20 protein-coding genes are annotated in these 23,692 nt (G+C 60.0%); 13 read left to right on the forward strand and 7 right to left on the reverse strand.

The genetic code is table 11. The features are described 5' to 3' along the window. The first annotated feature begins 44 nt into the window (after positions 1-44). Positions 45-2,918, forward strand: a complete 2,874-nt coding sequence (gcvP, locus tag ACVWYU_RS02035; protein WP_457371792.1) for an aminomethyl-transferring glycine dehydrogenase — start codon at positions 45-47, stop codon at positions 2,916-2,918. A gap of 109 nt (positions 2,919-3,027) precedes the next feature. On the opposite strand, the gene ACVWYU_RS02040 is transcribed toward gcvP, so the two are convergent. The 3 genes from ACVWYU_RS02040 to ACVWYU_RS02050 form a co-directional block, all read right to left on the reverse strand. Beyond that, complete coding sequence (locus tag ACVWYU_RS02040; RefSeq protein ID WP_010466645.1) at positions 3,028-3,345, reverse strand: DUF2388 domain-containing protein; 318 nt, start codon at positions 3,343-3,345, stop codon at positions 3,028-3,030. 71 nt (positions 3,346-3,416) lie between these two features. Beyond that, positions 3,417-5,201 (reverse strand): GspE/PulE family protein, encoded by a 1,785-nt coding sequence (locus tag ACVWYU_RS02045; protein WP_390957648.1) that lies wholly within the window; start codon positions 5,199-5,201, stop codon positions 3,417-3,419. A gap of 90 nt (positions 5,202-5,291) precedes the next feature. Further along, positions 5,292-5,630, reverse strand: coding sequence for a hypothetical protein (locus ACVWYU_RS02050; RefSeq protein ID WP_457371793.1), 339 nt, complete (start codon positions 5,628-5,630; stop codon positions 5,292-5,294). A gap of 125 nt (positions 5,631-5,755) precedes the next feature. Between ACVWYU_RS02050 and ACVWYU_RS02055 the strand changes: the two genes are divergently transcribed. Then, the gene (locus ACVWYU_RS02055; RefSeq protein ID WP_247254396.1) at positions 5,756-6,220 is read left to right on the forward strand and encodes an Lrp/AsnC family transcriptional regulator; all 465 of its coding nucleotides are present in this window, start codon (positions 5,756-5,758) and stop codon (positions 6,218-6,220) included. Between the two features lie 124 nt (positions 6,221-6,344). On the opposite strand, the gene ACVWYU_RS02060 is transcribed toward ACVWYU_RS02055, so the two are convergent. Continuing rightward, positions 6,345-7,712 (reverse strand): CYTH domain-containing protein, encoded by a 1,368-nt coding sequence (locus ACVWYU_RS02060; RefSeq protein WP_457371794.1) that lies wholly within the window; start codon positions 7,710-7,712, stop codon positions 6,345-6,347. Between the two features lie 156 nt (positions 7,713-7,868). Between ACVWYU_RS02060 and argE the strand changes: the two genes are divergently transcribed. Further along, positions 7,869-9,029, forward strand: a complete 1,161-nt coding sequence (gene argE, locus ACVWYU_RS02065) for an acetylornithine deacetylase (RefSeq protein WP_457371795.1) — start codon at positions 7,869-7,871, stop codon at positions 9,027-9,029. A gap of 246 nt (positions 9,030-9,275) precedes the next feature. Continuing rightward, positions 9,276-10,574 (forward strand): amino-acid N-acetyltransferase, encoded by a 1,299-nt coding sequence (gene argA, locus ACVWYU_RS02070; protein ID WP_090326363.1) that lies wholly within the window; start codon positions 9,276-9,278, stop codon positions 10,572-10,574. Between the two features lie 107 nt (positions 10,575-10,681). Here argA and tauA read toward each other — a convergent pair whose 3' ends face one another. Further along, complete coding sequence (gene tauA, locus ACVWYU_RS02075; RefSeq protein WP_457371796.1) at positions 10,682-11,671, reverse strand: taurine ABC transporter substrate-binding protein; 990 nt, start codon at positions 11,669-11,671, stop codon at positions 10,682-10,684. Between the two features lie 363 nt (positions 11,672-12,034). Here tauA and ACVWYU_RS02080 point away from each other — a divergent pair, with 363 nt between their 5' ends. From ACVWYU_RS02080 to ACVWYU_RS02120, 9 genes are all read left to right on the forward strand, one after another. Then, on the forward strand, positions 12,035-13,390 hold the full coding sequence (locus ACVWYU_RS02080; protein ID WP_457371797.1) for an OprD family outer membrane porin: 1,356 nt from the start codon (positions 12,035-12,037) through the stop codon (positions 13,388-13,390). 412 nt (positions 13,391-13,802) lie between these two features. After that, the gene (locus tag ACVWYU_RS02085; protein WP_090326354.1) at positions 13,803-15,170 is read left to right on the forward strand and encodes an OprD family porin; all 1,368 of its coding nucleotides are present in this window, start codon (positions 13,803-13,805) and stop codon (positions 15,168-15,170) included. A 363-nt stretch (positions 15,171-15,533) separates the two neighbouring features. Then, positions 15,534-16,172 carry a peroxiredoxin gene (locus tag ACVWYU_RS02090; protein WP_247254401.1) on the forward strand — a complete coding sequence of 213 codons (639 nt, stop codon included), beginning with the start codon at positions 15,534-15,536 and terminating at the stop codon, positions 16,170-16,172. A gap of 291 nt (positions 16,173-16,463) precedes the next feature. Then, positions 16,464-17,057, forward strand: coding sequence for an NADPH-dependent FMN reductase (ssuE, locus tag ACVWYU_RS02095; protein ID WP_457371798.1), 594 nt, complete (start codon positions 16,464-16,466; stop codon positions 17,055-17,057). A gap of 90 nt (positions 17,058-17,147) precedes the next feature. Further along, a complete protein-coding gene (locus ACVWYU_RS02100) occupies positions 17,148-18,113 on the forward strand; it encodes a sulfonate ABC transporter substrate-binding protein (RefSeq protein ID WP_047534739.1) in 966 nt (321 codons plus the stop codon). Positions 18,114-18,138: 25 nt separating this feature from the next. After that, complete coding sequence (gene ssuD / locus ACVWYU_RS02105; RefSeq protein ID WP_457371799.1) at positions 18,139-19,287, forward strand: FMNH2-dependent alkanesulfonate monooxygenase; 1,149 nt, start codon at positions 18,139-18,141, stop codon at positions 19,285-19,287. 8 nt (positions 19,288-19,295) lie between these two features. Beyond that, complete coding sequence (gene ssuC, locus ACVWYU_RS02110; protein ID WP_047534732.1) at positions 19,296-20,078, forward strand: aliphatic sulfonate ABC transporter permease SsuC; 783 nt, start codon at positions 19,296-19,298, stop codon at positions 20,076-20,078. Continuing rightward, a complete protein-coding gene (gene ssuB, locus ACVWYU_RS02115) occupies positions 20,075-20,881 on the forward strand; it encodes an aliphatic sulfonates ABC transporter ATP-binding protein (RefSeq protein WP_090326342.1) in 807 nt (268 codons plus the stop codon). Before ssuC ends, ssuB begins: the two co-directional genes overlap by 4 nt. Positions 20,882-20,914: 33 nt before the next feature. Next, complete coding sequence (locus ACVWYU_RS02120; RefSeq protein ID WP_007967989.1) at positions 20,915-21,130, forward strand: TOBE domain-containing protein; 216 nt, start codon at positions 20,915-20,917, stop codon at positions 21,128-21,130. 57 nt (positions 21,131-21,187) lie between these two features. Here ACVWYU_RS02120 and ACVWYU_RS02125 read toward each other — a convergent pair whose 3' ends face one another. Further along, a complete protein-coding gene (locus tag ACVWYU_RS02125) occupies positions 21,188-21,820 on the reverse strand; it encodes a TetR/AcrR family transcriptional regulator (protein ID WP_457371800.1) in 633 nt (210 codons plus the stop codon). Between the two features lie 225 nt (positions 21,821-22,045). After that, positions 22,046-23,422, reverse strand: a complete 1,377-nt coding sequence (locus tag ACVWYU_RS02130) for a glutamine synthetase family protein (RefSeq protein WP_090326336.1) — start codon at positions 23,420-23,422, stop codon at positions 22,046-22,048. Between the last annotated feature and the right edge of the window lie 270 nt (positions 23,423-23,692).

The raw sequence follows: 23,692 nt of genomic DNA on the forward strand, positions 1-23,692 counted from the left end.
CCGTGTTGCATCGACGCTGAGCGCCAGTCCAGAGAGAGCCCGTCATGTCCCAGTTGCCGTCCCTGAGCCAGTTACGCGATCCCAATGCCTTCCTTCGCCGTCACCTGGGGGCCGATGCCGCCGAGCAACAGGCGATGCTCGACAGCCTCGGCCTCGGCAGCCGGATCGAACTGATCGAGCAAACGGTGCCGCCGGGCATTCGCCTGAACCGGGCGCTTGACCTGCCGCCAGCCCTCGATGAAGAAGCCGCGCTGGCCAAGTTGCGCGGCTACGCCGAGCAGAACCAGGTCTGGACCAGCCTGATCGGCATGGGCTATCACGGCACGCTCACACCCACTGTCATTCTGCGCAACGTGCTGGAAAATCCCGGCTGGTACACCGCGTACACCCCCTATCAGCCGGAAATTGCCCAGGGACGTCTCGAAGCGTTGCTGAACTTCCAGCAATTGACCATCGACCTCACGGGCCTTGAGCTGGCCAATGCCTCGTTGCTCGACGAAGCCACAGCGGCGGCGGAAGCCATGGCCTTGGCCAAGCGGGTGGCCAAATCCAAAAGCAATATTTTCTTCGTCGACGAGAATTGCCATCCGCAGACGATATCCGTGGTGCAGACCCGTGCCGAAGGCTTTGGGTTCGAGCTGGTCATCGGCCCTGTGGATAACCTGAAACAGCACCAGGTGTTCGGTGCACTGCTGCAATATCCCGACACCCACGGCGAGATTCGCGATCTGCGGCCCTTGATCGATCACCTGCATGCCCAGCAGGCATTGGCGTGTGTCGCCGCCGATCTGTTGAGTCTGTTGTTACTGACCCCTCCGGGGGAGTTGGGCGCGGACGTGGTGTTCGGCTCCTCCCAGCGTTTCGGCGTACCGATGGGCTACGGCGGGCCTCACGCAGCGTTTTTTGCCAGCCGTGACGAATACAAGCGTGCGATACCCGGGCGGATCATCGGCGTGTCGAAAGACGCGCGTGGCAATGTGGCCCTGCGCATGGCGCTGCAGACCCGTGAGCAACATATCCGCCGGGAGAAGGCCAACTCGAACATCTGCACGGCCCAGGTGCTGCTGGCCAATATCGCCAGTTTCTACGCGGTCTATCATGGCCCTGAAGGGTTGAAGCGGATCGCCCAGCGCGTGCATCGCCTGACCTGCATCCTCGCCGCCGGCCTTGAGCGCAAGGGCCTGATCCGCGTCAATGAACATTTCTTCGACACCCTGACCCTGGACGTCGGCGGCACCCAGACCGCGATCATTGAAAGCGCCCAGGCTGCGCAGATCAATGTGCGCATTCTGGGGCGCGGGCGATTGGGGGTGAGCCTGGACGAAACCTGTGACGAAGCCACGGTGGCGAAACTGTTCGATGTGTTCCTGGGCGCCGATCATGGGTTCAAGGTTGAAGAACTGGACGCCGAAACCCTGAGCCCCGGCATTCCCGGGGCGCTGGCGCGTACCTCGCCTTATCTGCGCCATCCGGTATTCAACGCCCATCACAGCGAAACCGAGATGCTGCGTTACCTCAAGCAGCTGGAAAACAAGGACCTGGCGCTCAATCAATCGATGATCCCGTTGGGCTCCTGCACCATGAAGCTCAATGCCACCAGCGAGATGATCCCGATTACCTGGCCGCAATTTGCCAATCTGCATCCGTTCGCACCGAAAGAGCAGGCTGCCGGTTATGCGCTGATGATCGAAGAGCTGGAGCGTTGGCTGTGCGCGATCACCGGGTTCGATGCGATCTGCATGCAACCCAACTCCGGTGCCCAGGGCGAGTACGCCGGGTTGCTGGCCATTCGCAAATACCACGAGAGCCGGCATCAGGGTGCCCGGGACATCTGCCTGATCCCGTCCTCCGCCCACGGCACCAACCCGGCTTCAGCGCAGATGGCCGGGATGCGCGTGGTGATTGTCGAATGCGATGAGGCGGGCAACGTCGATCTGGAGGACTTGAAAGACAAAGCGGCACAGGCCGGGGACAAACTCGCCTGCCTGATGGCGACCTATCCTTCGACCCATGGGGTGTACGAGGAAGGCATCAGCGAGATCTGTGAGGTGATCCACAGCCATGGCGGTCAGGTCTACATGGACGGCGCCAACCTCAATGCCCAGGTCGGGCTTGCGCGTCCGGCGGATATTGGTGCGGATGTATCGCACATGAACCTGCACAAAACCTTCTGCATCCCCCATGGCGGCGGCGGTCCGGGCATGGGGCCGATTGGCGTGCGCGCACACCTGGCACCCTTCGTGGCCAATCACCCGGTGGTGCCGATCGACGGGCCACTGCCGCAGAACGGTGCCGTCAGTGCCGCACCCTGGGGCAGTGCGAGCATTCTGCCGATCAGTTGGATGTACATCGCCATGATGGGGCCGCAACTGGCGGACGCCAGTGAAGTGGCGATCCTTGCCGCGAATTACCTGGCGCAACACCTGTCCGGGGCGTTCCCGGTGCTCTACACCGGGCGCAACGAGCGAGTGGCCCACGAGTGCATTCTCGACCTGCGCCCCCTCAAGGCGCTGACTGGTATCAGCGAAGAGGACGTGGCCAAGCGACTGATGGACTATGGCTTCCATGCGCCAACCATGTCGTTCCCGGTGCCTGGGACCTTGATGGTCGAACCCACCGAAAGTGAATCGAAGGCAGAACTGGACCGCTTTATCGGCGCGATGCTGAGCATTCGCGCGGAAATTACCGAGGTGCAGAACGGTAACTGGCCGGGCGAGGACAACCCGCTGAAACGTGCGCCGCATACCCTGGCCGACATCACCGGTGTCTGGGAGCGGCCTTACAGCATCGAGCAGGCCGTTACGCCGGACGCTCACACCAAGGCCCACAAATATTGGCCGGTAGTGAATCGGGTGGACAATGTCTACGGCGACCGAAATCTGTTTTGTGCGTGTGTGCCGGTGGATGAGTACCGCTGATAAACACGCATTCCTTGTAGGAGCTGGCTTGCCAGCTCCTACAAGGGGATTTGTGTTGGCCATAAAAATGCCGCTCCATTTGAGCGGCATTTTTATTCAACTTGAAGGCTTATTCCGACGCCACGGCATTCTTCGCCAGGATCGCATTCGCCAGTTCCATGTCTGTCGCCTGCAGGCCCGGGTTGTCGGCGCGGACTTTCTGCATGGCGGCTTCCAGGTACGGGCCGCGGATACCGCCGTCGCTGGCGACGAAGCTGCCGGCATCGTCCTGGGCGGCGACGATCAGCTTGTGATCCTTGAACGTCAGGTAGGTCGAACCGGTGGTGGCACCGGAGGAAATGACGTTACGCCAAAAGCTATCGGCCATCGCCGAACCGACAGGCAGGGACAGCAGGGCGATGGTTGCGACAGCAAGTTTCAGACGCATAAAAGTGACTCCACAGGGTTAACTCCGGTGTTTGATAGCGATTCCCCCAATCGAGTTCCACAGCGGCCAATCTACTTTTGCTCACTCTGTGGCGTCACTCGCAGCACCTCCTCGATGGTCGTCAAACCGGCCGCCACTTTCTGCGCGCCGGACAATCGCAGACTGCGCATGCCTTCCTTAAAGGCCTGACGCCGCACGGCGAGCAAGTCCGTATCCGGGTTGATCAGCGCCTTGAGACCATCGGTCAGTTGCATGATTTCGTAGACCCCGGCGCGGCCGTGATAGCCGGTGTCGCGGCATTCCAGGCAGCCGGTGGCGCGTTGCGCATGGGTGGGGAGCGGCGCTTGCCAGGGCCGGGTCAGGGTTTGCCAGTCCTCTTCGCTCAGGTCTTGCGGAGCCTTGCAGTGCGGGCACAAGGTGCGCACCAGCCGTTGGGCCATGACGCCCAGCAGCGTGGCCTTGATCAAATAATGCGGTACGCCAAGTTCCAGCAGGCGACTGATGGCGCCGGGCGCGTCGTTGGTGTGCAGGGTCGACAGCACAAGGTGCCCGGTGAGGGCCGCCTGAATGGCCATTTCCGCGGTTTCGAGGTCGCGAATCTCGCCGATCATGATGATGTCCGGGTCTTGTCGCATCAGTGCGCGCACGCCGGCGGCGAAGCTCAGGTCGATGTTGTGCTGGACCTGCATCTGGTTGAACGCCGGCTCGACCATTTCGATCGGGTCTTCGATGGTGCAGAGGTTGACCTGCGGCGTCGCCAGTTTTTTCAGCGTGGTGTAGAGCGTGGTGGTCTTGCCGGACCCCGTCGGCCCGGTGACCAGAATGATGCCGTTGGGCTGGCGCGTCATGTCGTGCCAGCGCCGCAGATCGTCGGCTGAAAACCCGAGCTGATCGAAGTCCTTGAGCAGCACCTCCGGGTCGAAGATCCGCATGACCATTTTTTCGCCGAAGGCTGTCGGCAGTGTCGATAGCCGCAACTCGACTTCGCCGCCCTCCGGGGTCTTGGTCTTCACCCGGCCGTCCTGGGGTTTGCGTTTCTCCGCAACGTTCATCCGGCCCAGGCTTTTCAGGCGGCTGACGATGGCCATGGTGACCTGTGGCGGGAATTGGTAGACGTTGTGCAGCACGCCGTCGATGCGAAAACGCACGGTGCCCTGTTCGCGCCGGGGTTCGATGTGGATATCGCTGGCACGTTGCTGGAAAGCGTACTGGAACAGCCAGTCGACAATGTTGACGATGTGCGCGTCGTTGGCGTCCGGCTCCTGGTCGCTGGCGCCGAGATTGAGCAGCTGTTCGAAATTGCCCAGGGTGTTGAATGGCTGATCGGCGTTATTCGCGCCGCTGACCGACTTGGCCAGGCGAAAGAACTCCACGCTGAAGCGCTGGATATCCACCGGATTGGCCACCACACGTTTAATGGGTAGCTTCAGCACATGGGTCAGGTCGGCTTCCCAGCCTTTGACGTAGGGTTGTGCGCTGGCCACGGTCACAGCGTCGCGATCGATGGACACCGCCAGAATCTTGTGGCGTTGGGCGAAGGCGTAAGACATCAAGGGCGTGATGGCGGCGACGTTGATCTTCAGCGGATCGATGCGCAAGTAAGGCTGGCCAGCCTGCTGCGACAGCCACAGCGTCAGGCTTTCGAGGTCGAGGTGTTTGCCGGGTCGGCTGAGGTCCTCAAGCTGTTGGCTGGCGATGAACTCCAGGGGGTGCATCTGGCCATTGGCGACATGGCGACGGCGGGCGTTGAGCGCGTGTTCGGCCGAATCCTGGTTGATAAATCCCTGGGCGACCAGTTCACGCAGCAAATCACTGAGATCCAGCCAGCGGTCCTGAAGGGCGAGTTGAACGGACATGCGGGTTCCTTGTGAACGACAGTTCGCAAAGGATAGTCGTGACCCTGCCGACCGCTGGGCCACTACCCGACCAAGCCGTATCGACTTTTTTCAGCCTGTCGCCTGAGCCGTTTCGCCCCAGGCAGAATCCGCCGATTGCAGATCGACCGAGCAGACGCTGATCAGGTTACGCAGTTTTTCCGCAATCACCTGGGCACGGTGCCAGGTCAACCCGTCGACGACTACATGGATGTCCATCAGGTCGTCCTGGCGCTGCACGTTCACTTGTTCCGGCGTCAGAAACTGCAGGGCGAACAGGTTCAATGCGCGGCAAAGCAGGTCCGGCTCAGCTTCGGCCAGCAACTGATAGCGAACGCGGCAGAGCGTGTTGCTGACGTTCCAGACATCGGCGCGGGTGGGTGGGGTGTTCACGGCTTCCAGATACGGCATGGTCGATCTCCAAATCACTGGAGAAATTTTTACATTCGTGGCCGGGTATTTCTTATCTATGATGGGGCGTATGGCGGCTATGTCGAATCGTTTAATTCATAAATTTGCTAATTAAGGGTTTTTTTATGCAGAGCGAACTGGATGGCTACGACCGCAGGATTCTCGCGTTGCTGCAAGAGGACGCTTCGCTCTCCAGTGCGCAGATTGCCGAACAGGTAGGGCTATCGCAGTCACCGTGCTGGCGGCGGATTCAGCGGATGAAAGAGGAGGGGATCATTCGGGGTCAGGTGACGTTGCTCGACCGCAAGAAAATCGGTCTCAACACGCAGATTTTCGCGCAGGTCAAACTCAACGCCCACGGACGCTCGAATTTCACCGAGTTCACCGAGGCCATTCGCGGCTTTCCCGAAGTGCTGGAGTGTTATGTATTGATGGGAGCGGTGGATTTCATGCTGCGGATCGTCGCGGCAGACATCGAGGCGTATGAGCGATTTTTCTTCGAGAAACTATCGCTGGTGCCGGGGATTCAGGAGGTCAATTCGGTTGTGGCGTTGTCGGAAATCAAGTCGACCACCAGTTTACCGGTCTGAAGTGTTGTGGTGACGGTGCTGGCCTATTCGCTGGCAAGCCAGCTCCCACAGGGATTAACCGTCGTACACAAATTTTGTGTTTGCCAACGGTCCTGTGGGAGCGGGCTTGCCCGCGATGGCGGTATTACAGGCGCAGAAGCATCTTCCAGGCACGATTCTGATAAACCGCAATCGCCTGCTGCTTGCGCGCATCCAGGGTTTCGTCGGTGATCGGTTCGTTGGCCAGTTGGGCCAGCTTGTTCAGCTCGCCATACAGGCGATCCATTTCCGGGATGTCCAGCACGTGACGCGCGTGGTGCAGCCAGGCCTGGATGCGTTCAATACGCGGCAGTTGCTCGGCCAGGTCTTCCGGTTGCTGCTGGTAACGCTGCAATTGCAGCGAGTTGGCTTCTTCGCCCAGCAGGCGTGGCAACCAGCTGCCCAGTTGCGCCGCGCCCTGGCGATTGCCGCGGGTATTGCGGTCGGCGGCCCAGGTGCGAGCGAGCAACCAGCGCGAGGTGTTCAGGGAGAACAGGCCCCAGCGCGGGTCTTCGAGTTCTTCAAGGAACTGCTCCGGCGCGGCTTTGCGTACATCTTCGTCATCCAGGCCGGCCTGGACCAGCGGACGCCAGTCTTCGAGCAGGGCATCGAGCGCGACGCGCAGGTCGTGGGTCGATTGACGCGGCGCAGCCTGGCCGAGGCTGCTCACCAGCGCGCGCAATTCGGCGAGGTTTTCCACCCAGTCCTGCAGCAGGCGCCAGTGGCCATTGAAGCGATATTGTTCGGCCAGACGCTGGCTGCTGCCCAGCAAGTGCCAGCTCAGGGCGGCGAAGGCGTCGTCCAGCGGCGTTTCGGCGGTGATCTGCGGTGCCGGCAGGCTCAACGAATAACTGTTGGCGTCGTACAGGCGATAGCCGCGTTCGGCCTTGCTGATGTCGCAGGGCATCAGGGCCAGGGTCGCGGCCAGCTCGGCGGCCAGTTCCAGCAACGCAGCCGGTTCGCCTTCGCGCAATTCCAGTTCCAGCTCGCAGATTTCTTCTTTCTGTTTGCCCACCACCACGTGGCCCAGGTCCAGCGCGGCTTCGATGACCACTTTGGTCTTGCCGCGGCCCCAGGCGATTTCAGCGCGTTCGCGGACAAAATCGGTGGTGAAAATCGGCTTCAGGGTTTTCTTGTCCAGTTCAGCCAGGGCTTCGGGCCAGCATTCACCGTCGAGCTTCTTCACGTCGAGCTTGGCTTTGGGCAGGTGCCAGTCGTACTCATTGCGCTCGGACAGACCGGCGACGCTCTGGCCACGGGTCTTGAGCGTCTGAATGACTTCTTCGCCATCCTTGCGCAGGCGCAGGGCGACCTTGGCGCGGGCCAGATCGCGCTCGGGCGTGTCGAAGTACTGGTTCATCAACTCACGGCGTTCCCAGCCACTTTTGTTGCGTTTTTTCAGTAGCGGGTGCTCGCGCAGCGCAGCGAGGGTTTCGCGGCTGACGCGGAGTTTGATTTCGGTTTCTTTCTGCATGGCCGGAAAATCCAGGATCGGGAGCGCAGCCGGGGGAATGTGTGGCTGCCAAGGTCGTGCAGTGTACAGGAGTCGTCCTTGCTCCGCCCTGCGACGGTTTATTCCTGTCGCCGGATGGTTCTATGATGGACTTCAATCCGCGAGTGGGAGCCAGCGATGCCTTTGCCGTCCATGAAAGATCAGTTCGCTGCATTGATCGCGGCACCGTCGGTCAGTTGCACCCAGGCGAATCTCGATCAATCCAATCGCCCGGTGATTGACCTGCTGGCCGCCTGGCTTGGCGATCTGGGTTTTGCCTGCGACATCCAGCAGGTCAGTCCCGGCAAATTCAACCTGTTGGCCAGTTTCGGCTCCGGTCCTGGCGGTCTGGTGCTGGCCGGCCACAGTGACACCGTGCCCTTCGATGGCGCGCTGTGGCAGACCGACCCGCTGAAGCTGACCGAAGTCGACGGTCGCTGGGTCGGCCTGGGCAGTTGTGACATGAAGGGCTTTTTCGCCCTGGCCATCGAGGCGGTCAAACCGCTGCTCGATCAGCCGTTCAAGCAGCCGCTGCTGATCCTGGCCACCTGCGATGAAGAGAGTTCGATGTCTGGCGCACGCGCCCTCGCACAAGCCGGACGGCCGTTGGGGCGAGCGGCGGTGATCGGCGAGCCGACCGGGCTCAAGCCGATCCGCATGCACAAAGGCATCATGATGGAGCGCATCGACATTCTCGGGCAGAGCGGCCACTCCTCCGACCCACGCCTGGGGCACAGCGCCCTCGAAGCCATGCACGATGCCATTGGCGAACTGCGTGGACTGCGTCTGTTGTGGCAGCGTGAATTTCGCAATCCACAATTCAGCGTGCCAATGCCGACGATGAATTTCGGCTGCATCCATGGCGGCGATAATCCCAACCGAATTTGCGGGCAATGTTCGCTGGAGTTCGACCTGCGGCCATTGCCGGGCATGGACCCCAAAGCCCTGCGCGCGGCGATTTTGCAGAAGCTCAACCCGATTGCCGAACGGCATCAGGTCAAGATCGATTACGCACCACTGTTCCCCGAAGTGCCGCCGTTCGAACAGGCCGAAGACGCCGAACTGGTGCGGATCGCCGAAAAGCTCACCGGTCATACGGCCGAAGCAGTGGCGTTCGGCACCGAAGCGCCTTATCTTCAGCAACTTGGCTGCGAGACACTGGTGCTCGGCCCGGGCGACATCGCCTGCGCCCACCAGCCGGGGGAATACCTCGAAATGTCACGTTTGCAGCCTACGGTGCATCTATTACGACAGTTGATTGAACATTACTGCCTGGCACCGGCAAACAACCCCCTGTAGGAGCGAGCCTGCTCGCGATGGACGTCAACGATGACGAGGGCTGCCTGGAGCAACGCGGTAGCTCTACCACCATCGCGAGCAAGCTCGCTCCTACAGGTGTTTGCGGTTAAATTGCCGATACCCAAACCCGTATTCATGAGGAGAGCGCGCGTGTCGCCAAGCCTGTTCCGACGATAACCATCAGCCCGCTGTGCGTTTTCTGTTTCGCCCTTTTTTTCGGCTGCTATTTATTACAGGCCCAGGTTCATGCCCGAATACGTCAATTGGCTTCGTCACGCTTCGCCATACATCAACGCCCACCGCGATTGCACCTTCGTCGTCATGCTGCCCGGCGATGGCGTTGAGCATCCCAACTTCGGCAATATCGTCCACGACCTGGTGCTGTTGCACAGCCTGGGCGTACGACTGGTGCTGGTTCACGGCTCGCGTCCGCAAATCGAAGCGCGTCTCGCCGCTCGCGGCCTGACCCCGCATTACCATCACGGCATGCGCATCACCGACGCGGCAACGCTTGAGTGCGTGATCGATGCCGTCGGCCAGTTGCGCATCGCCATCGAAGCGCGGCTGTCGATGGATATGGCTTCCTCGCCGATGCAGGGCTCACGCTTGCGCGTGGCCAGCGGCAACCTCGTTACAGCCCGGCCGATCGGCGTGCTCGAAGGCGTCGACTATCACCACACCGGCGAAGTACGCCGGGTCGACCGCAAGGGCATCAATCGCCTGCTGGACGAGCGCTCCATCGTGCTGCTGTCGCCATTGGGCTACTCGCCGACCGGTGAAATTTTCAACCTCGCCTGTGAAGACGTCGCCACCCGCGCGGCCATTGATCTGGGCGCGGACAAACTGCTGTTGTTTGGCGCAGACCTTGGCTTGATCGATGAGCATGGCCGTCTGGTTCGTGAATTGCGTCCGCAACAGGTGCCGGCGCATTTGCAGCGTCTGGGCAGCAATTATCAGGCGGAACTGCTGGATGCCGCCGCAGAAGCCTGCCGTGGCGGCGTGGCGCGCAGTCATATCGTCAGCTATGCCGAGGACGGCGCTCTGCTGACCGAACTGTTCACCCGCGACGGTGGCGGCACGCTGGTCGCCCAGGAACAATTTGAAGTGGTGCGCGAAGCGGCCATTGAAGACGTCGGTGGTCTGCTGGACTTGATCAGTCCGCTGGAAGAGCAGGGGATTCTGGTGCGGCGTTCCCGCGAGGTGCTGGAGCGCGAGATCGAGCAGTTCAGTGTGGTCGAGCGTGAAGGCATGATCATCGCCTGCGCGGCGCTGTATCAGATTGCCGATTCCGATGCCGGTGAGCTGGCCTGCCTGGCCGTTAACCCTGAGTACCGTCATGGCGGTCGTGGGGATGAGCTGCTGGAGCGCATCGAAACCCGTGCACGGGCGCAAGGGCTCAAGACACTGTTCGTACTCACGACCCGCACCGCGCACTGGTTCCGCGAGCGTGGTTTCGAGCCCAGCAGCGTCGAGCGCCTGCCGTCGGCGCGGGCGTCGCTGTACAACTATCAGCGTAATTCGAAGATCTTCGAAAAGACCCTTTAACCGTGGTGGCCCTATCGCGAGCAAGCTCGCTCTCACAAGGTTCTGTGTCGTTCGCAGAACCTGTGTGCAAGCCTGCTCGCGATGGGCCGCGCAGCCGCCTTCAGCAATCACTCAGTGACGAACTTCGCGCTCACATAAGGCGAATAATCCGGCAGCACCGTTTCAACCTTCCCTTGTTCCTTCAAGAATTTCGCCGTCTCACCAATCGCCTTCGCCGTGCCGCCGTCCAGCAATGCGCTGGTCAGTTGCGCCTTGGCGTCCGGGAAGGCGGAGCCGGCCAGCAGTTCCGGCACGTCAGCGGCGTTGGCACCGGTCAGTTTGGCGATTTTTTGCACGGGTAGTGAGTCAGCGGTCCAGCTGTCCTTGTGCGCGGCATAGTCGGCAAAAGAGTCCAGGGTGACCTTGGCGAACCTGGCGACCACTTCCGGATGCTTCTCGGCGTAGTCCTTGCGTGCCACCCACACTTCGAAGGTGGGCGCTCCCCATTGGCCGACCTGTGCGGCATCCGTCAGGGTCTTGCCAGTCTTGCGAATTTCACCCAGGGCCGGCGACCAGACGAACGCCCCATCGATGTCTCCACGTTTCCAGGCCGCGGCGATTTCCGCCGGTTGCAGGTTCACCACTTTGACTTTCGAGGTGTCCAGGCCCCAGTGCTTCAGTGCACCCAGCAGGCTGTAGTGGGAGGTCGAGACGAACGGCGTCGCGATGGTTTTGCCGATCAGATCTTCCGGTTTGTTGATGCCGCTGCCGTTGCGCACCACCAGGGCTTCGGCCGCATTGATCTGGGCGGACACAATGAACGCGACGATCGGCAGCTTGCGCGAGGCTGCCGCAGCCAGTGGGCTGGAACCCAGATTGCCGATCTGCACATCACCGGAGGCAATCGCCGTGACGACTTCCGGACCGCTATTGAAACGACGCCAGTCGATCTTCTCGCCGATGGTTTTTTCGTAGACGCCGTCCGCCTGGGGGACTTTGCTGGGGTCGATACCAGTCTGGTAGCCCACTGTGAGATTTGTGGCATGGGCGAAAAAAGAATATGCCAGCAACACACAAACTGTAACAATTCGTCTGGATAGTTCGCGCTTGAATCTCATGGGGGGCGGCCTTTGCGTAAAGGAATTGTTTCCGAATTGAGTCAACGCTAAACGATCTAAAAAACGACCAATAAATACCATTTAGGAATTAGCTTATGAGTCGACCGCTCTAGGCTGGGGTAGCGCGCGGCGGTGAGTTAAATTCCTAAAAGGTATGAGAAAAGAATTGGTCTATTCTTTTCAGGTTTGTGACAGTTTCATGACCTGCAGGGACCAAAAAAACGGGCATTAGACTATGGTCGTAGACACACATGGTTACGATTGACTTGTGGGTCACGGTACAGCGCTAATCGCGCATCTTAGGAATCGGGGCATCGACTCTGAGCCAGGAACACAAGAATTAGAAACGAGAGGAGCTAAACAATGAACAAGTCCACCTTGGCATTGGCCGTGGCGGTTGGGGTTTTGGCGCAGCAGGCAGGCGCAGCAGGTTTCCTGGAAGACAGCAAGGCTTCGGTCAGTTCCCGGACCATGTATTACGACGCCGACGTGCGGGAAGCGCCTTCTAGTACCGCTCCTAGTAATGCCAAAAACAGACAGCGGGAAACCGCTGAAGGTCTTAAGTTCGATTACCTGTCCGGTTTCACCCAAGGTACCGTTGGTTTCGGTATTGACGCCCAGGCACTGGTGGGTATCCATCTGGACGGCGGCAGAGGGCATCACCCGCTCGGTAACGACAACTCCTTCTTCCCGAGCGACGGCGACAGGTCCGCCGACGAGTGGAGCCGTCTGGATGCCAACGTCAAGGCGCGTTTCTCCAAGACTGAGGCCCACTTGGGTGGCGGCCTGGCACCTAACCTGCCGATCCTGATTGCGAACGACAGCCGTCTGCTGCCGCAAACCTTCGAAGGTGGCACCATCTCCTCGAAGGAAATCGACAACGTGACCTTCAACCTGGGTCAACTGGAGCACGCGTCGGGTCGCGCTTCCTCCAACGACACGGGTATGGCAGTGGCTGGCGGTACCCAGGACAGCAACAAGTTCCGTTACGCCGGTGCTGACTGGAAGGTCACCAAAGACCTGTTGCTGCAGTACTACTATGCGAACCTGGAAGACTACTACAAGCAGAACTTCCTCGGCCTGGTGCACGTCTACCCGATCGCGGCGAACCAGTCGTTCAAGACTGATCTTCGTTATTTCGACAGCAGCTCCGACGGCAAGAACGGCGAGGCCGGCTACCGCTTTAACAACAACAATGGCTACGCCAAGAATCCAGGCGAAGTCGATAACAAGACCTGGAGCGCGACCTTCACCTACACCCTGGGTGGCAGTGCGTTCCTGCTTGGCCATCAACGTGTCAGCGATGACGGCGGCTTTGTTTTCTTGAACCAGGGTAGCCTGATCGATAGCAAAGGTCGTCCAGAAGGTGCCGGTGGCTCCAGCTTCTACTCCTTCACCGACGCCACCGTGGGCAGCTTCATCCGTGCCGGTGAAAACACCACGTACGGTCAGTACTCCTATGACTTCGCCTCGCTGGGCGTGCCAGGTTTGAAAGCTTCGATTGCTTACCTGGATGGCCGGGACATCAAGGCCACCAGCGGCGTGGGTAAAGACCTGAATGAGCACGAGACCGACGCACGTATCGACTACGTGATTCAAACGGGCCCACTCAAAGGCTTTGGTACGACGCTGCGTCACGGTACTTACGGCGGTAACACCAGCACCGCTGACCAGGACCAGACCCGTCTGATCTTCAACTACACCTACAGCTTCCTGTAATACGCGCCACCCAAAGAAAACCTCGCCCATCGGCGAGGTTTTTTTTGTGCTGCGTTTTATATTCCATAAACAATGCACATGATGATTTTTTATTCTTTTTAGCTTTTTCTTCAAGCGCATAAAGTAGGCGCATCCGACTCGCCATGCGTCTCGGATTTGGCGATTTCACCCCTCGACAAACCAACCATCAAGGAATTGGCCTGTCAGCCGATACCTCGGTTTCGTGCTGCGGATGTATATAGCCAAATGGCATTAAAAGTAATTATGTAATTCTTTTAAGGTTTGTGTCGAGGTATCCTGTAGCAATGAAAACCCCGATTTAGAGCGGTTGACGCGATTGGCGCGTCTGCGGATCCAGGGCGTACGACCCAGGACCAGCAACAGAAAAATTAGAACCAATAGGAGCGAAACAATGAACAAGTCCACCTTGGCCCTGGCTGTGGCCGTAGGGGTTTTGGCGCAGCAGGCAAGCGCCGCCGGTTTCATCGAAGACAGCAAGGCTACCTTGGGTCTGCGTAACTTCTACATCAACACCGACAACCGCGATGGCCAGCCATCGGCGACGTCCAACACTCGTAACAAGAACGCCGAATGGGGCCAGGGCTTCGACCTGCGCTTCATCTCCGGTTACACCCAGGGCACTGTCCAGTTCGGTGTTGACGCCATCGGCCTGTACGGCGTGCGTCTGGACTCCAGCCGTGCAGAACACGGTAACTACACCGGCACGGCTTCGGGCGGCACCGTTTTCCCTAGCGATGGCAACGAAGCTGTGAATGATTTCGCCAGCCTGGGCGTGACCGGCAAGGCCAGGATCTCCCAGACCGAGCTGAAAATCGGCACCCTGCAACCCAACAACCCGGTCATCAAATACAACGATGGTCGTCTGTTGCCACAAACCTTCCAGGGCGGCGCCATCACCTCGAACGAGATCAAGGACCTGACCCTGACCGCTGGGCAAATCGAGCACGCCAAAGGCCGTAACTCCAGCAACAATGAAGGCTTGTCCATCGCGGGTGCCAACGGCAGCTCGAACTATGACGCTGGTGAATTCGTCAACAAGTTCTACTACGGCGGCGCTGACTACAAAATCACCAAAGACCTGACCGCTTCGTACTACTACGGCAACCTGGAAGACTTCTACAAACAACACTTCCTGGGTCTGGTGCACAACTGGGCCATCGGCCCTGGCGTGTTGAAGTCTGACTTCCGTTATTTCCATAGCTCCGACGACGGTGCCAACGGCAGCGATCCGCTTTACTACAGCTCTGGCAACTACAGCGGCGTGGCTAACGGTAAAGGCAAGGTCGACAACAACCTCTACAGCGGCCTGTTCCTGTACAGCGTTGCCGGTCACACCTTCGGTGGCGGTTACCAGGTCAGCAACGGCAGCAGTGACTTCCCTTGGCTGAACCAGGGCGACGGTTCGTCGAACTACACCATCACCGACTCGCAAATCCAGAAGTTCAGCCGTGCCGGCGAGCGCACCTGGCAAGCCCGTTACTCGTATGACTTCGCCACCGTCGGCGTGCCTGGCCTGACGGCGGGTGTGGTTTACCTGCATGGCGATAACATCGACACCGTTAACGCACGCGGTGGCGAAGCGGCTAACGGCGCTACCGAGTGGGAGCGTGACCTGAGCGTTGGTTATGTGGTCCAGTCGGGCGCACTGAAGAACCTGGGCGTGGCGTGGAAAAACGCCACCTGGCGCACCGATCTGCCGAGCACCCGCTCGCAGGACGAAAACCGCCTGATCGTCAGCTACTCGATCCCGCTGTTGTAACAGCGAGTGGGAGCGAGCCTGCTCGCGAAGGTGTCGTCTCAGCCACAAACGTGCTGAATGACGCACGCCTTCGGGAGTAAGCCGTGACCAAAAAAAAGCCCCGCCCGGCATCTCGCCGGGCGGGGCTTTTGCGTTTTCAAGGCGGGCTCACCCCCGCAAACCCGCCTTGAAACTCCCCTTTTTTGCAGCAACTCAAGGCCTTCTCGAACCTCGGTGGCGATGTTCGGCGGGATGGGCAGGCACGTCCAGTGAACAGATCTTTAATATTACTTATAGGTATAAATAAATCGATATTTATTCTTTTTAATAGATAAAAAACGCAGGCACAGTTGAGCTCATCAAGCACTCACAAGGAGCAGCACCATGAGCCTCAGACTCGGCGATATCGCCCCCGATTTCGAACAGGATTCAAGTGCCGGCACCATCCGGTTCCACCAGTGGCTGGGCGACAGCTGGGGTGTGCTGTTTTCCCATCCGGCGGACTTCACGCCGGTGTGCACCACCGAACTGGGATTCACGGCCAGGCTCAAGGACGAGTTCGACAAGCGTGGGGTCAAGGCCATCGCGCTGTCCGTCGACCCGGTGGATTCGCATCACAAGTGGATCGAAGACATCAACGAAACCCAGAACACGGTGGTTACCTTTCCGATCCTCGACGATGCCGACCGCAAGGTCTCGGACCTGTACGACCTGATCCACCCCAACGCCAACGACACCCTCACAGTGCGCTCGCTGTTTGTGATCGATCCGAACAAAAAGGTGCGGTTGACCATCACCTACCCGGCGAGCACTGGCCGCAACTTCCATGAAATCCTGCGGGTGATCGACTCGCTGCAACTCACCGACAACTACAAGGTGGCCACCCCGGCCAACTGGCAGGACGGTGATGAGGTGGTGATCGTGCCGTCGCTCAAGGATGAAGACGAAATCAAGCAACGCTTTCCCAAGGGCTACCGCGCCGTCAAACCTTACTTGCGCCTGACGCCGCAGCCGAACCGCTAATCACCTTTGTAGGAGCCGGCTTGCTGGCGATTGATGCGGCGCGGTGTGTGAGAGGGGCCGCCTTCGCTGGCAAGCCAGCTCCAGAGGTATGTGCAAACCACAAAGCAGGGGATTTCAGGCCGTTTCGACGGCCTTTTTTTTCGCCTGGAAGAAGTGGATTCATATATCTCTTAATTGCATAACTAAATGAATAAATATGATTTATGGATATATAAATCACCTGTTAAGGTCACTCCATCGAAGCGAGATCGCAAACCGCGAATCGCCCCCACCGTTCAAGGAATCGTCTGGATGCTGGTCGTCTCACTCGGTGGCAGTCCCAGCCAACGCTCCCGTTCCGGGGTGCTGCTGGACCGCTCCCAGCGTTGGTTACAAGAGCAAGGCGTGGAAGTGGTGAGTTACCAGGTACGGGACTTCCCGGCCGAAGACTTGCTGCATGCACGCTTCGACAGCCCGAAGGTGATCGACCTGTTGCAACAGATTGAAAACGCCGACGGTCTGCTGATCGCCACACCGGTGTACAAGGCGTCGTTCTCCGGCGCGTTGAAAACCGTACTGGATCTGCTGCCCGAGCGCGCGCTGAGCCATAAGGTGGTTCTGCCGATGGCAACCGGGGGCAGCATCGCCCACATGCTGGCGGTGGATTACGCACTCAAGCCGGTGTTGTCGGCCTTGAAGGCCCAGGAAATGCTCCACGGCATTTTCGCGGTGGACAGCCAGATCGCCTACGGCGAAGGCAGCGCACTGGCGCAGTTGGCGCCGGAGCTGGAGCAAAGACTGATCGAATCGCTGGAGCTGTTTTTCAGCGCCATGGCCCGACGGCCCAAGCCGCTGGATCCGAACCTGTTGAATGAACGTTTGTTGAGTGCTCGCTGGAGCATTTAAGCCCCATCCGACATTGATGTACTGGCCTTACTCGCCCGCTAACGGGCAAGCAGGTGCAGCCAAAACCCAACTGCAAAAAAGGAGAGCGCCATGCGCCCTGTCATTTTGCGTCGTGGTCTGGTCGCTCTGTTTGCAGCGGCTGTAGCCTTCGGCGCCATTACACAAGCTCAAGCTGAAACATTACGAATCGGCTATCAGAAATACGGCACCCTGGTGCTGCTCAAAGCCAAAGGCACGCTGGAAAAACGCCTCGCCGCCCAAGGCGTGGACGTGCAATGGACTGAGTTCCCCGGCGGCCCGCAGTTGCTTGAGGGCCTGAACGTCGGTTCCATCGACTTCGGCGTCACCGGCGAAACCCCGCCCGTGTTCGCTCAGGCGGCGGGCGCCGATTTGCTTTACGTCGCCTACGAACCCCCAGCCCCTCACAGTGAAGCGATCCTGGTACCGAAGGACTCGGCGATCAAATCGGTGGCGGATCTCAAGGGCAAGAAAGTCGTCCTGAACAAAGGCTCCAACGTGCACTACCTGCTGGTTCGCGCGCTGGAAGACGCCGGCCTCAAGTACACCGACATCCAGACCGTGTTCCTGCCGCCGGCCGATGCCCGCGCTGCGTTCGAACGTGGCAGCGTCGACGCCTGGGTCATCTGGGATCCGTACCAGGCAGCCGCCGAACAACAACTGCAGGCGCGCACCCTGCGCGATGGCCAAGGCATCGTCGACAACCATCAGTTCTACCTGGCGACCAAGCCTTACGCACAGAAAAATCCTGAGGTGATCAAGACCCTGGTGGAAGAAGTGCGCGCCGTCGGCGAGTGGTCCAAGGCCAATCCACAAGAGGTGACCCAACAAGTGTCGCCACTGCTCGGCCTGCCGGCGGACATCACCCTGACCTCGGTGAAACGCCAGGGCTACGGCGCATTGTTCCTGACCCCGGACGTGGTCGCCGCGCAACAGAAAATCGCCGACAGCTTCTACCAGCTCAAGCTGATTCCCAAGCCGTTGAGCATCAAAGACGTGATCTGGACGCCACCGGCAGCCGTTGCCAAAGCACAGTAATTCGATCCCCCAAGGAGACCACTCCATGAGCCTCAATATATTCTGGTTCCTGCCAACCCACGGCGACGGCCATTACCTTGGCACCGCCGAAGGCGCTCGCGCCGTCGACCACGGTTACCTGCAGCAAGTCGCGCAAGCGGCGGATCGCCTGGGCTTCGGCGGGGTGCTGATTCCCACCGGTCGCTCCTGCGAAGACTCGTGGCTGGTGGCGGCGTCGCTGATCCCGGTGACCCAGCGTTTGAAATTCCTTGTCGCCCTGCGCCCCGGGATCATTTCCCCGACGGTGGCCGCGCGTCAGGCCGCGACGCTGGATCGCCTGTCCGGTGGACGTGCGCTGTTCAACCTGGTGACGGGCGGTGATCCGGAGGAGTTGGCCGGCGATGGTCTGTTCCTCAGTCATGAAGAGCGCTATCAGGCTTCGGTGGAATTCACCCGCATCTGGCGCCGCGTGCTGGAAGGCGAAACCGTTGATTACGACGGTCAGCACATCAGCGTGAAGGGGGCCAAATTGCTCTATCCGCCGATTCAGCAACCGCGTCCGCCGCTGTACTTCGGCGGCTCCTCGGAAGCGGCGCAGGACCTGGCGGCAGAGCAGGTTGAAATGGTGCTGACCTGGGGCGAACCACCCGCCGCCGTTGCCGAGAAGATTGAGCAGGTACGCGCCAAAGCCGCGAAGCTCGGCCGTACCGTGCGCTTCGGTATTCGTCTGCATGTGATCGTGCGCGAAACCAACGCCGAGGCCTGGCAAGCGGCGGACCGCCTGATTTCGCATCTGGACGACGACACCATCGCTCGCGCCCAGGCTTCCCTGGCGCGCTTCGATTCGGTCGGCCAGCAGCGCATGGCCGCGTTGCACGGTGGCAGTCGCGACAACCTGGAAGTCAGCCCCAACCTGTGGGCCGGTGTTGGCCTGGTGCGCGGCGGTGCCGGTACGGCGCTGGTGGGCGATGGTCCGACCGTGGCCGCTCGCGTGAAGGAGTACGCGGACCTGGGCATCGACACCTTCATCTTCTCCGGTTATCCACATCTGGAAGAGTCGTATCGCGTAGCCGAGTTGCTGTTCCCGCACCTCGATATCGAGCGTCCCGAGCTGCCGAAAAGCGCCGGCTACGTCAGCCCGTTCGGCGAGATGGTGGCCAACGACATTCTTTCCAAAGCCGCGTCCCAGAGCTGAGGCGCGCCATGAAGAAAATTATCCACAGCCTCGCGCCCTGGGCGTTGCCGGTGTTGCTGCTGGCGGTGTGGCAGTTGTCGGTGTCGGCGGGCTGGTTGTCGACTCGGATTCTGCCGGCACCGATCGCCGTGATCGAAGCCGGGGTGAGCCTGGTGCGCAGTGGCGAAATCTGGACACACCTGGCGATCAGCGGCTGGCGTGCCGCACTGGGTTTCACCATCGGCGGCAGCATCGGCCTGACCCTGGGTTTCATCACCGGACTGTCGAAATGGGGTGAACGCCTGCTCGACAGCTCGGTGCAGATGATCCGCAACGTGCCGCACCTGGCGCTGATCCCGTTGGTGATTCTGTGGTTCGGCATCGACGAGTCGGCGAAGATTTTCCTGGTGGCGTTGGGCACCTTGTTCCCGATCTACCTCAATACCTACCACGGCATCCGCAACGTCGATCCGGCGTTGGTGGAGATGTCGCGCAGTTATGGTTTGTCCGGTTTCAGCCTGTTCCGTCAGGTGATTCTGCCGGGGGCGCTGCCGTCGATCCTGGTCGGCGTGCGCTTCGCGCTGGGCTTCATGTGGTTGACGCTGATCGTCGCCGAGACCATTTCCGCCAGTTCCGGCATCGGCTATCTGGCGATGAACGCCCGGGAGTTTCTGCAGACCGACGTGGTGGTGCTGGCGATTCTGCTGTACGCGGTGCTTGGCAAACTGGCCGACCTTGCCGCCCGTGGACTTGAACGTGTGTGGCTGCGCTGGCATCCGGCCTATCAAGTCGCCAAGGGAGGTGCCGCATGACCGCACAGCAACCTCCACGCCTGCTGCGCGGCATCCCGCTGGCGGTGCGCAATCTGCAAAAAACCTTCGGTTCGCGACAGGTGTTGCGTGACATCGACCTGCACATTCCGGCAGGCCAGTTTGTGGCTGTGGTCGGTCGTAGCGGCTGCGGCAAAAGCACCTTGCTGCGTTTGCTCGCGGGCCTTGATCAGCCTTCCGGCGGTGAATTGCTGGCCGGCGCCGCGCCGCTCAGTGATGCGCGGGAAGACACACGCTTGATGTTCCAGGAAGCGCGTCTGCTGCCATGGAAACGGATCATCGACAACGTCGGCCTCGGGCTCAAGGGTAATTGGCGGCCGCAAGCGCTGGAGGCCCTGGAAGCGGTCGGCCTGGCGGATCGCGCCAACGAGTGGCCGGCGGCGCTGTCCGGAGGGCAGAAGCAACGCGTCGCCTTGGCCCGTGCGCTGATCCATCAACCACGCCTGCTGTTGCTTGACGAGCCGTTGGGCGCGCTGGATGCGCTGACCCGAATCGAAATGCAGCAACTGATCGAACGGCTTTGGCAGCAGCACGGTTTCACCGTGTTGCTGGTGACCCACGACGTCAGTGAAGCGGTGGCGATTGCCGATCGGGTGATCCTGATCGAGGACGGCGAAGTCGGCCTCGACCTGCAGGTGGAACTGCCGCGCCCTCGGGTTCGCGGCTCCCATCGGCTGGCGGCGCTGGAAACCGAAGTGCTCAACCGTGTGCTGTCACTGCCCGGCCAACCGCCGGAGCCGGAACCTGTTTCACCCTTGCCTACGCAGTTGCGTTGGGCTCAATAACTCAAGTCTTATCCCACGACAGGAATCAACATCATGACGATCAAAGCCATCAACGTTCGCAACCAGTTCAAAGGCTCCATCAAGGAAATCGTTCTCGGCGACGTGCTGTCGGAAATCGACGTGCAAACCGCTTCCGGCATCGTCACTTCGGTGATCACCACGCGTTCGGTGAAAGAGCTGGAGCTGGCCGTCGGCAGCGAAGTGATCGCATTCGTGAAATCCACCGAGGTGTCGATCGCCAAGTTGTAAGCCGTGCGCGCAAACAACAACCCCGAAGGGTTTGAGCCCTTCGGGGTTTTTTGTTCGTTAAAGATCGCGCTTGGGCAGATAGGGCGGCAAATACAGCCCAAGGTAAGCATCAAACACCCGCATCCCTTCTTCAGCCATGCGCGGCGTGATCTGTCCGTGCTGCTGGACCGAACGCGCATAGACCCGATCGCCGAGCTCCATGGCCAGCGCAAATACATCGACATCGCCCGGCAGCTTCGGCAGTTCGAAGTGGTGGTCGAACAGTTTGTGCATCAGGTCGCCCAATTCGATGTCGTGCTGACGATCGGCCTGGGTGACCTCGGTCAGGCCGTGTTGGGCAAGAATGAGTTGGCGGGCGGCGGCGTCTTCGCTGTAGATCTCGAGCATGCGCTGTTCCACCAGGCGCGACAGATCCCGCCAGCTGCTCAGCGCCTGATGGTCGATGGGCGCTTGCAGGCAGGCGCGGAACGCGGCGTGGACATCGGCGGTCAGGGCTTCGAGCAGGGCCGGGACGCTGGCGAAGAAGTGGTAGACGGAGGAGGGCGGGATCTCCGCACGCTCAGCCACGCTGTAGATCGACAGACTGGCCACGCCCTCGGCGGCCAGCAGCGTGCGGGCCGCATCGAGTATCGAATCGATCCGGGCCTGGCTGCGTGCGCGGGGTTTGCGGGGGGTGGCTAGGCGTGTCATTGAGGTCTCCTGCGGGGCAGCGGGCATTGTACGAGCGGGGTTGCGTGTTGTCTCGTCGGCCGCCATCGCTGGCAGGCCAGCTCCCACAGAAATTTCCGGTGTACACGGAATTTATGTTCACTGGAGATCAACTGTGGGAGCTGGCTTGCCAGCGATCCGCCGCAGGCGGCCATAAAAAAACGCCGCAAGCTGTAAAGCCTGCGGCGTTCTTTTCACTGCAATCGCTTACACGGTATGCAGGTACCAGTTGTACTCGAGGTCGGAGATGGAGTGTTCGAACTCTTCCAGCTCGCTCTCTTTACAGGCCACGAAGATATCGATGTATTTCGGATCGATGTACTTGGCCATGACTTCGCTGTCGTCCAGCTCGCGCAAGGCATCACGCAGGTTGTTCGGCAGGCTTTGCTCGTTCTGCTCGTAGCTGTTGCCTTCCACTGGCGCGCCCGGCTCGATCTTGTTGACCAGGCCGTGGTGCACGCCTGCCAGGACCGAAGCCATCAGCAGGTATGGGTTGGCGTCGGCGCCGGCCACGCGGTGTTCCAGGCGGACCGCGTCGGCGGAACCGGTCGGCACGCGCAGGGCAACAGTGCGGTTGTCCAGGCCCCAGCTTGGCGAGTTCGGCACGTAGAACTGTGCGCCGAAACGACGGTAGGAGTTGACGTTCGGGCAGAGGAAAGCCATCTGCGCCGGTAGGGTCTCGAGCACACCGCCGATCGCGTGACGCAGTGCGGCGTTCTGCTCGGGATCCTCACTGGCAAAAATGTTTTTGCCGTCTTTGTCGAGAATCGAGATGTGGACGTGCAGACCATTGCCTGCCTGGCCTGGATAAGGCTTGGCCATGAAGGTGGTGTCCATTTCATGGTCGTAGGCGATGTTCTTGATCAGGCGCTTGAGCAGGACCGCGTAGTCGCATGCCTTGATCGGGTCGGCCACGTGGTGCAGGTTCACTTCGAACTGCGCCGGGGCGCTTTCCTTGACGATGGCGTCGGCCGGGATGCCTTGTTCTTTCGCACCTTCCAGAATGTCCTGGAGGCAGTCGACGTATTCGTCGAGGTCGTCGATCAGGTAAACCTGTGTCGAGTGCGGGCGTTTGCCGGAGATCGGGGAGCGCGGTGGTTGTGGGCGGCCGTTCACGTTCTCCTGGTCGATCAGGTAGAACTCCAGTTCGAACGCGGCGCAGATGGTCAGGCCCAGCTCATCGAACTTGGTTACGACTTGTCGCAGCACTTCGCGCGGGTCGGCGAAGAAAGGGTCACCTTCGAGTTCGTGCATGGTCATCAACAGTTGCGCGGTCGGGCGCTTCTGCCATGGCTCATTGCACAGGGTGTCGGGGATTGGATAGCAGATTCGGTCAGCATCGCCGATGTCCAGGCCCAGGCCGGTGCTTTCCACCGTAGAGCCATTGATATCCAGAGCAAATAGAGAGGCCGGCAGGTTGATGCCTTTCTCGTAAACCTTGTGGAGGCTGGTGCGTTCGATGCGCTTGCCGCGCACCACACCATTCATATCCGCAATCAGAAGGTCAACGTACAGAACCTCAGGATGTTCCTTAAGGAACGCGTTCGCTTCGTTAAGCTGAACGGCACGCGGGGGTACCGACATGATGCAACACCTTTGTTGTTAAAAATATCAATCATTGATCTCTTCGGATTCCAGTCAACCCGAACGGCATGCCGAAGTCAAGCGAGGCCGTTTTTGCCCTAAAAAAGCGCTCGTGTGGCTTTTTTGAAGCACTTTGGGGCGTTTTTATGCCCTTGAGCGCTATGCCGTATGCAGGCTTGAGCGGGCCGTGTTGTATTTTTTACGGGGGTGTTGTGTAAAAAAATGAACAAGGCTAAGCTCGAATCAAACCCATAACAGCAATAATACCGG

The organism is Pseudomonas sp. TE12234 (assembly GCF_054061835.1).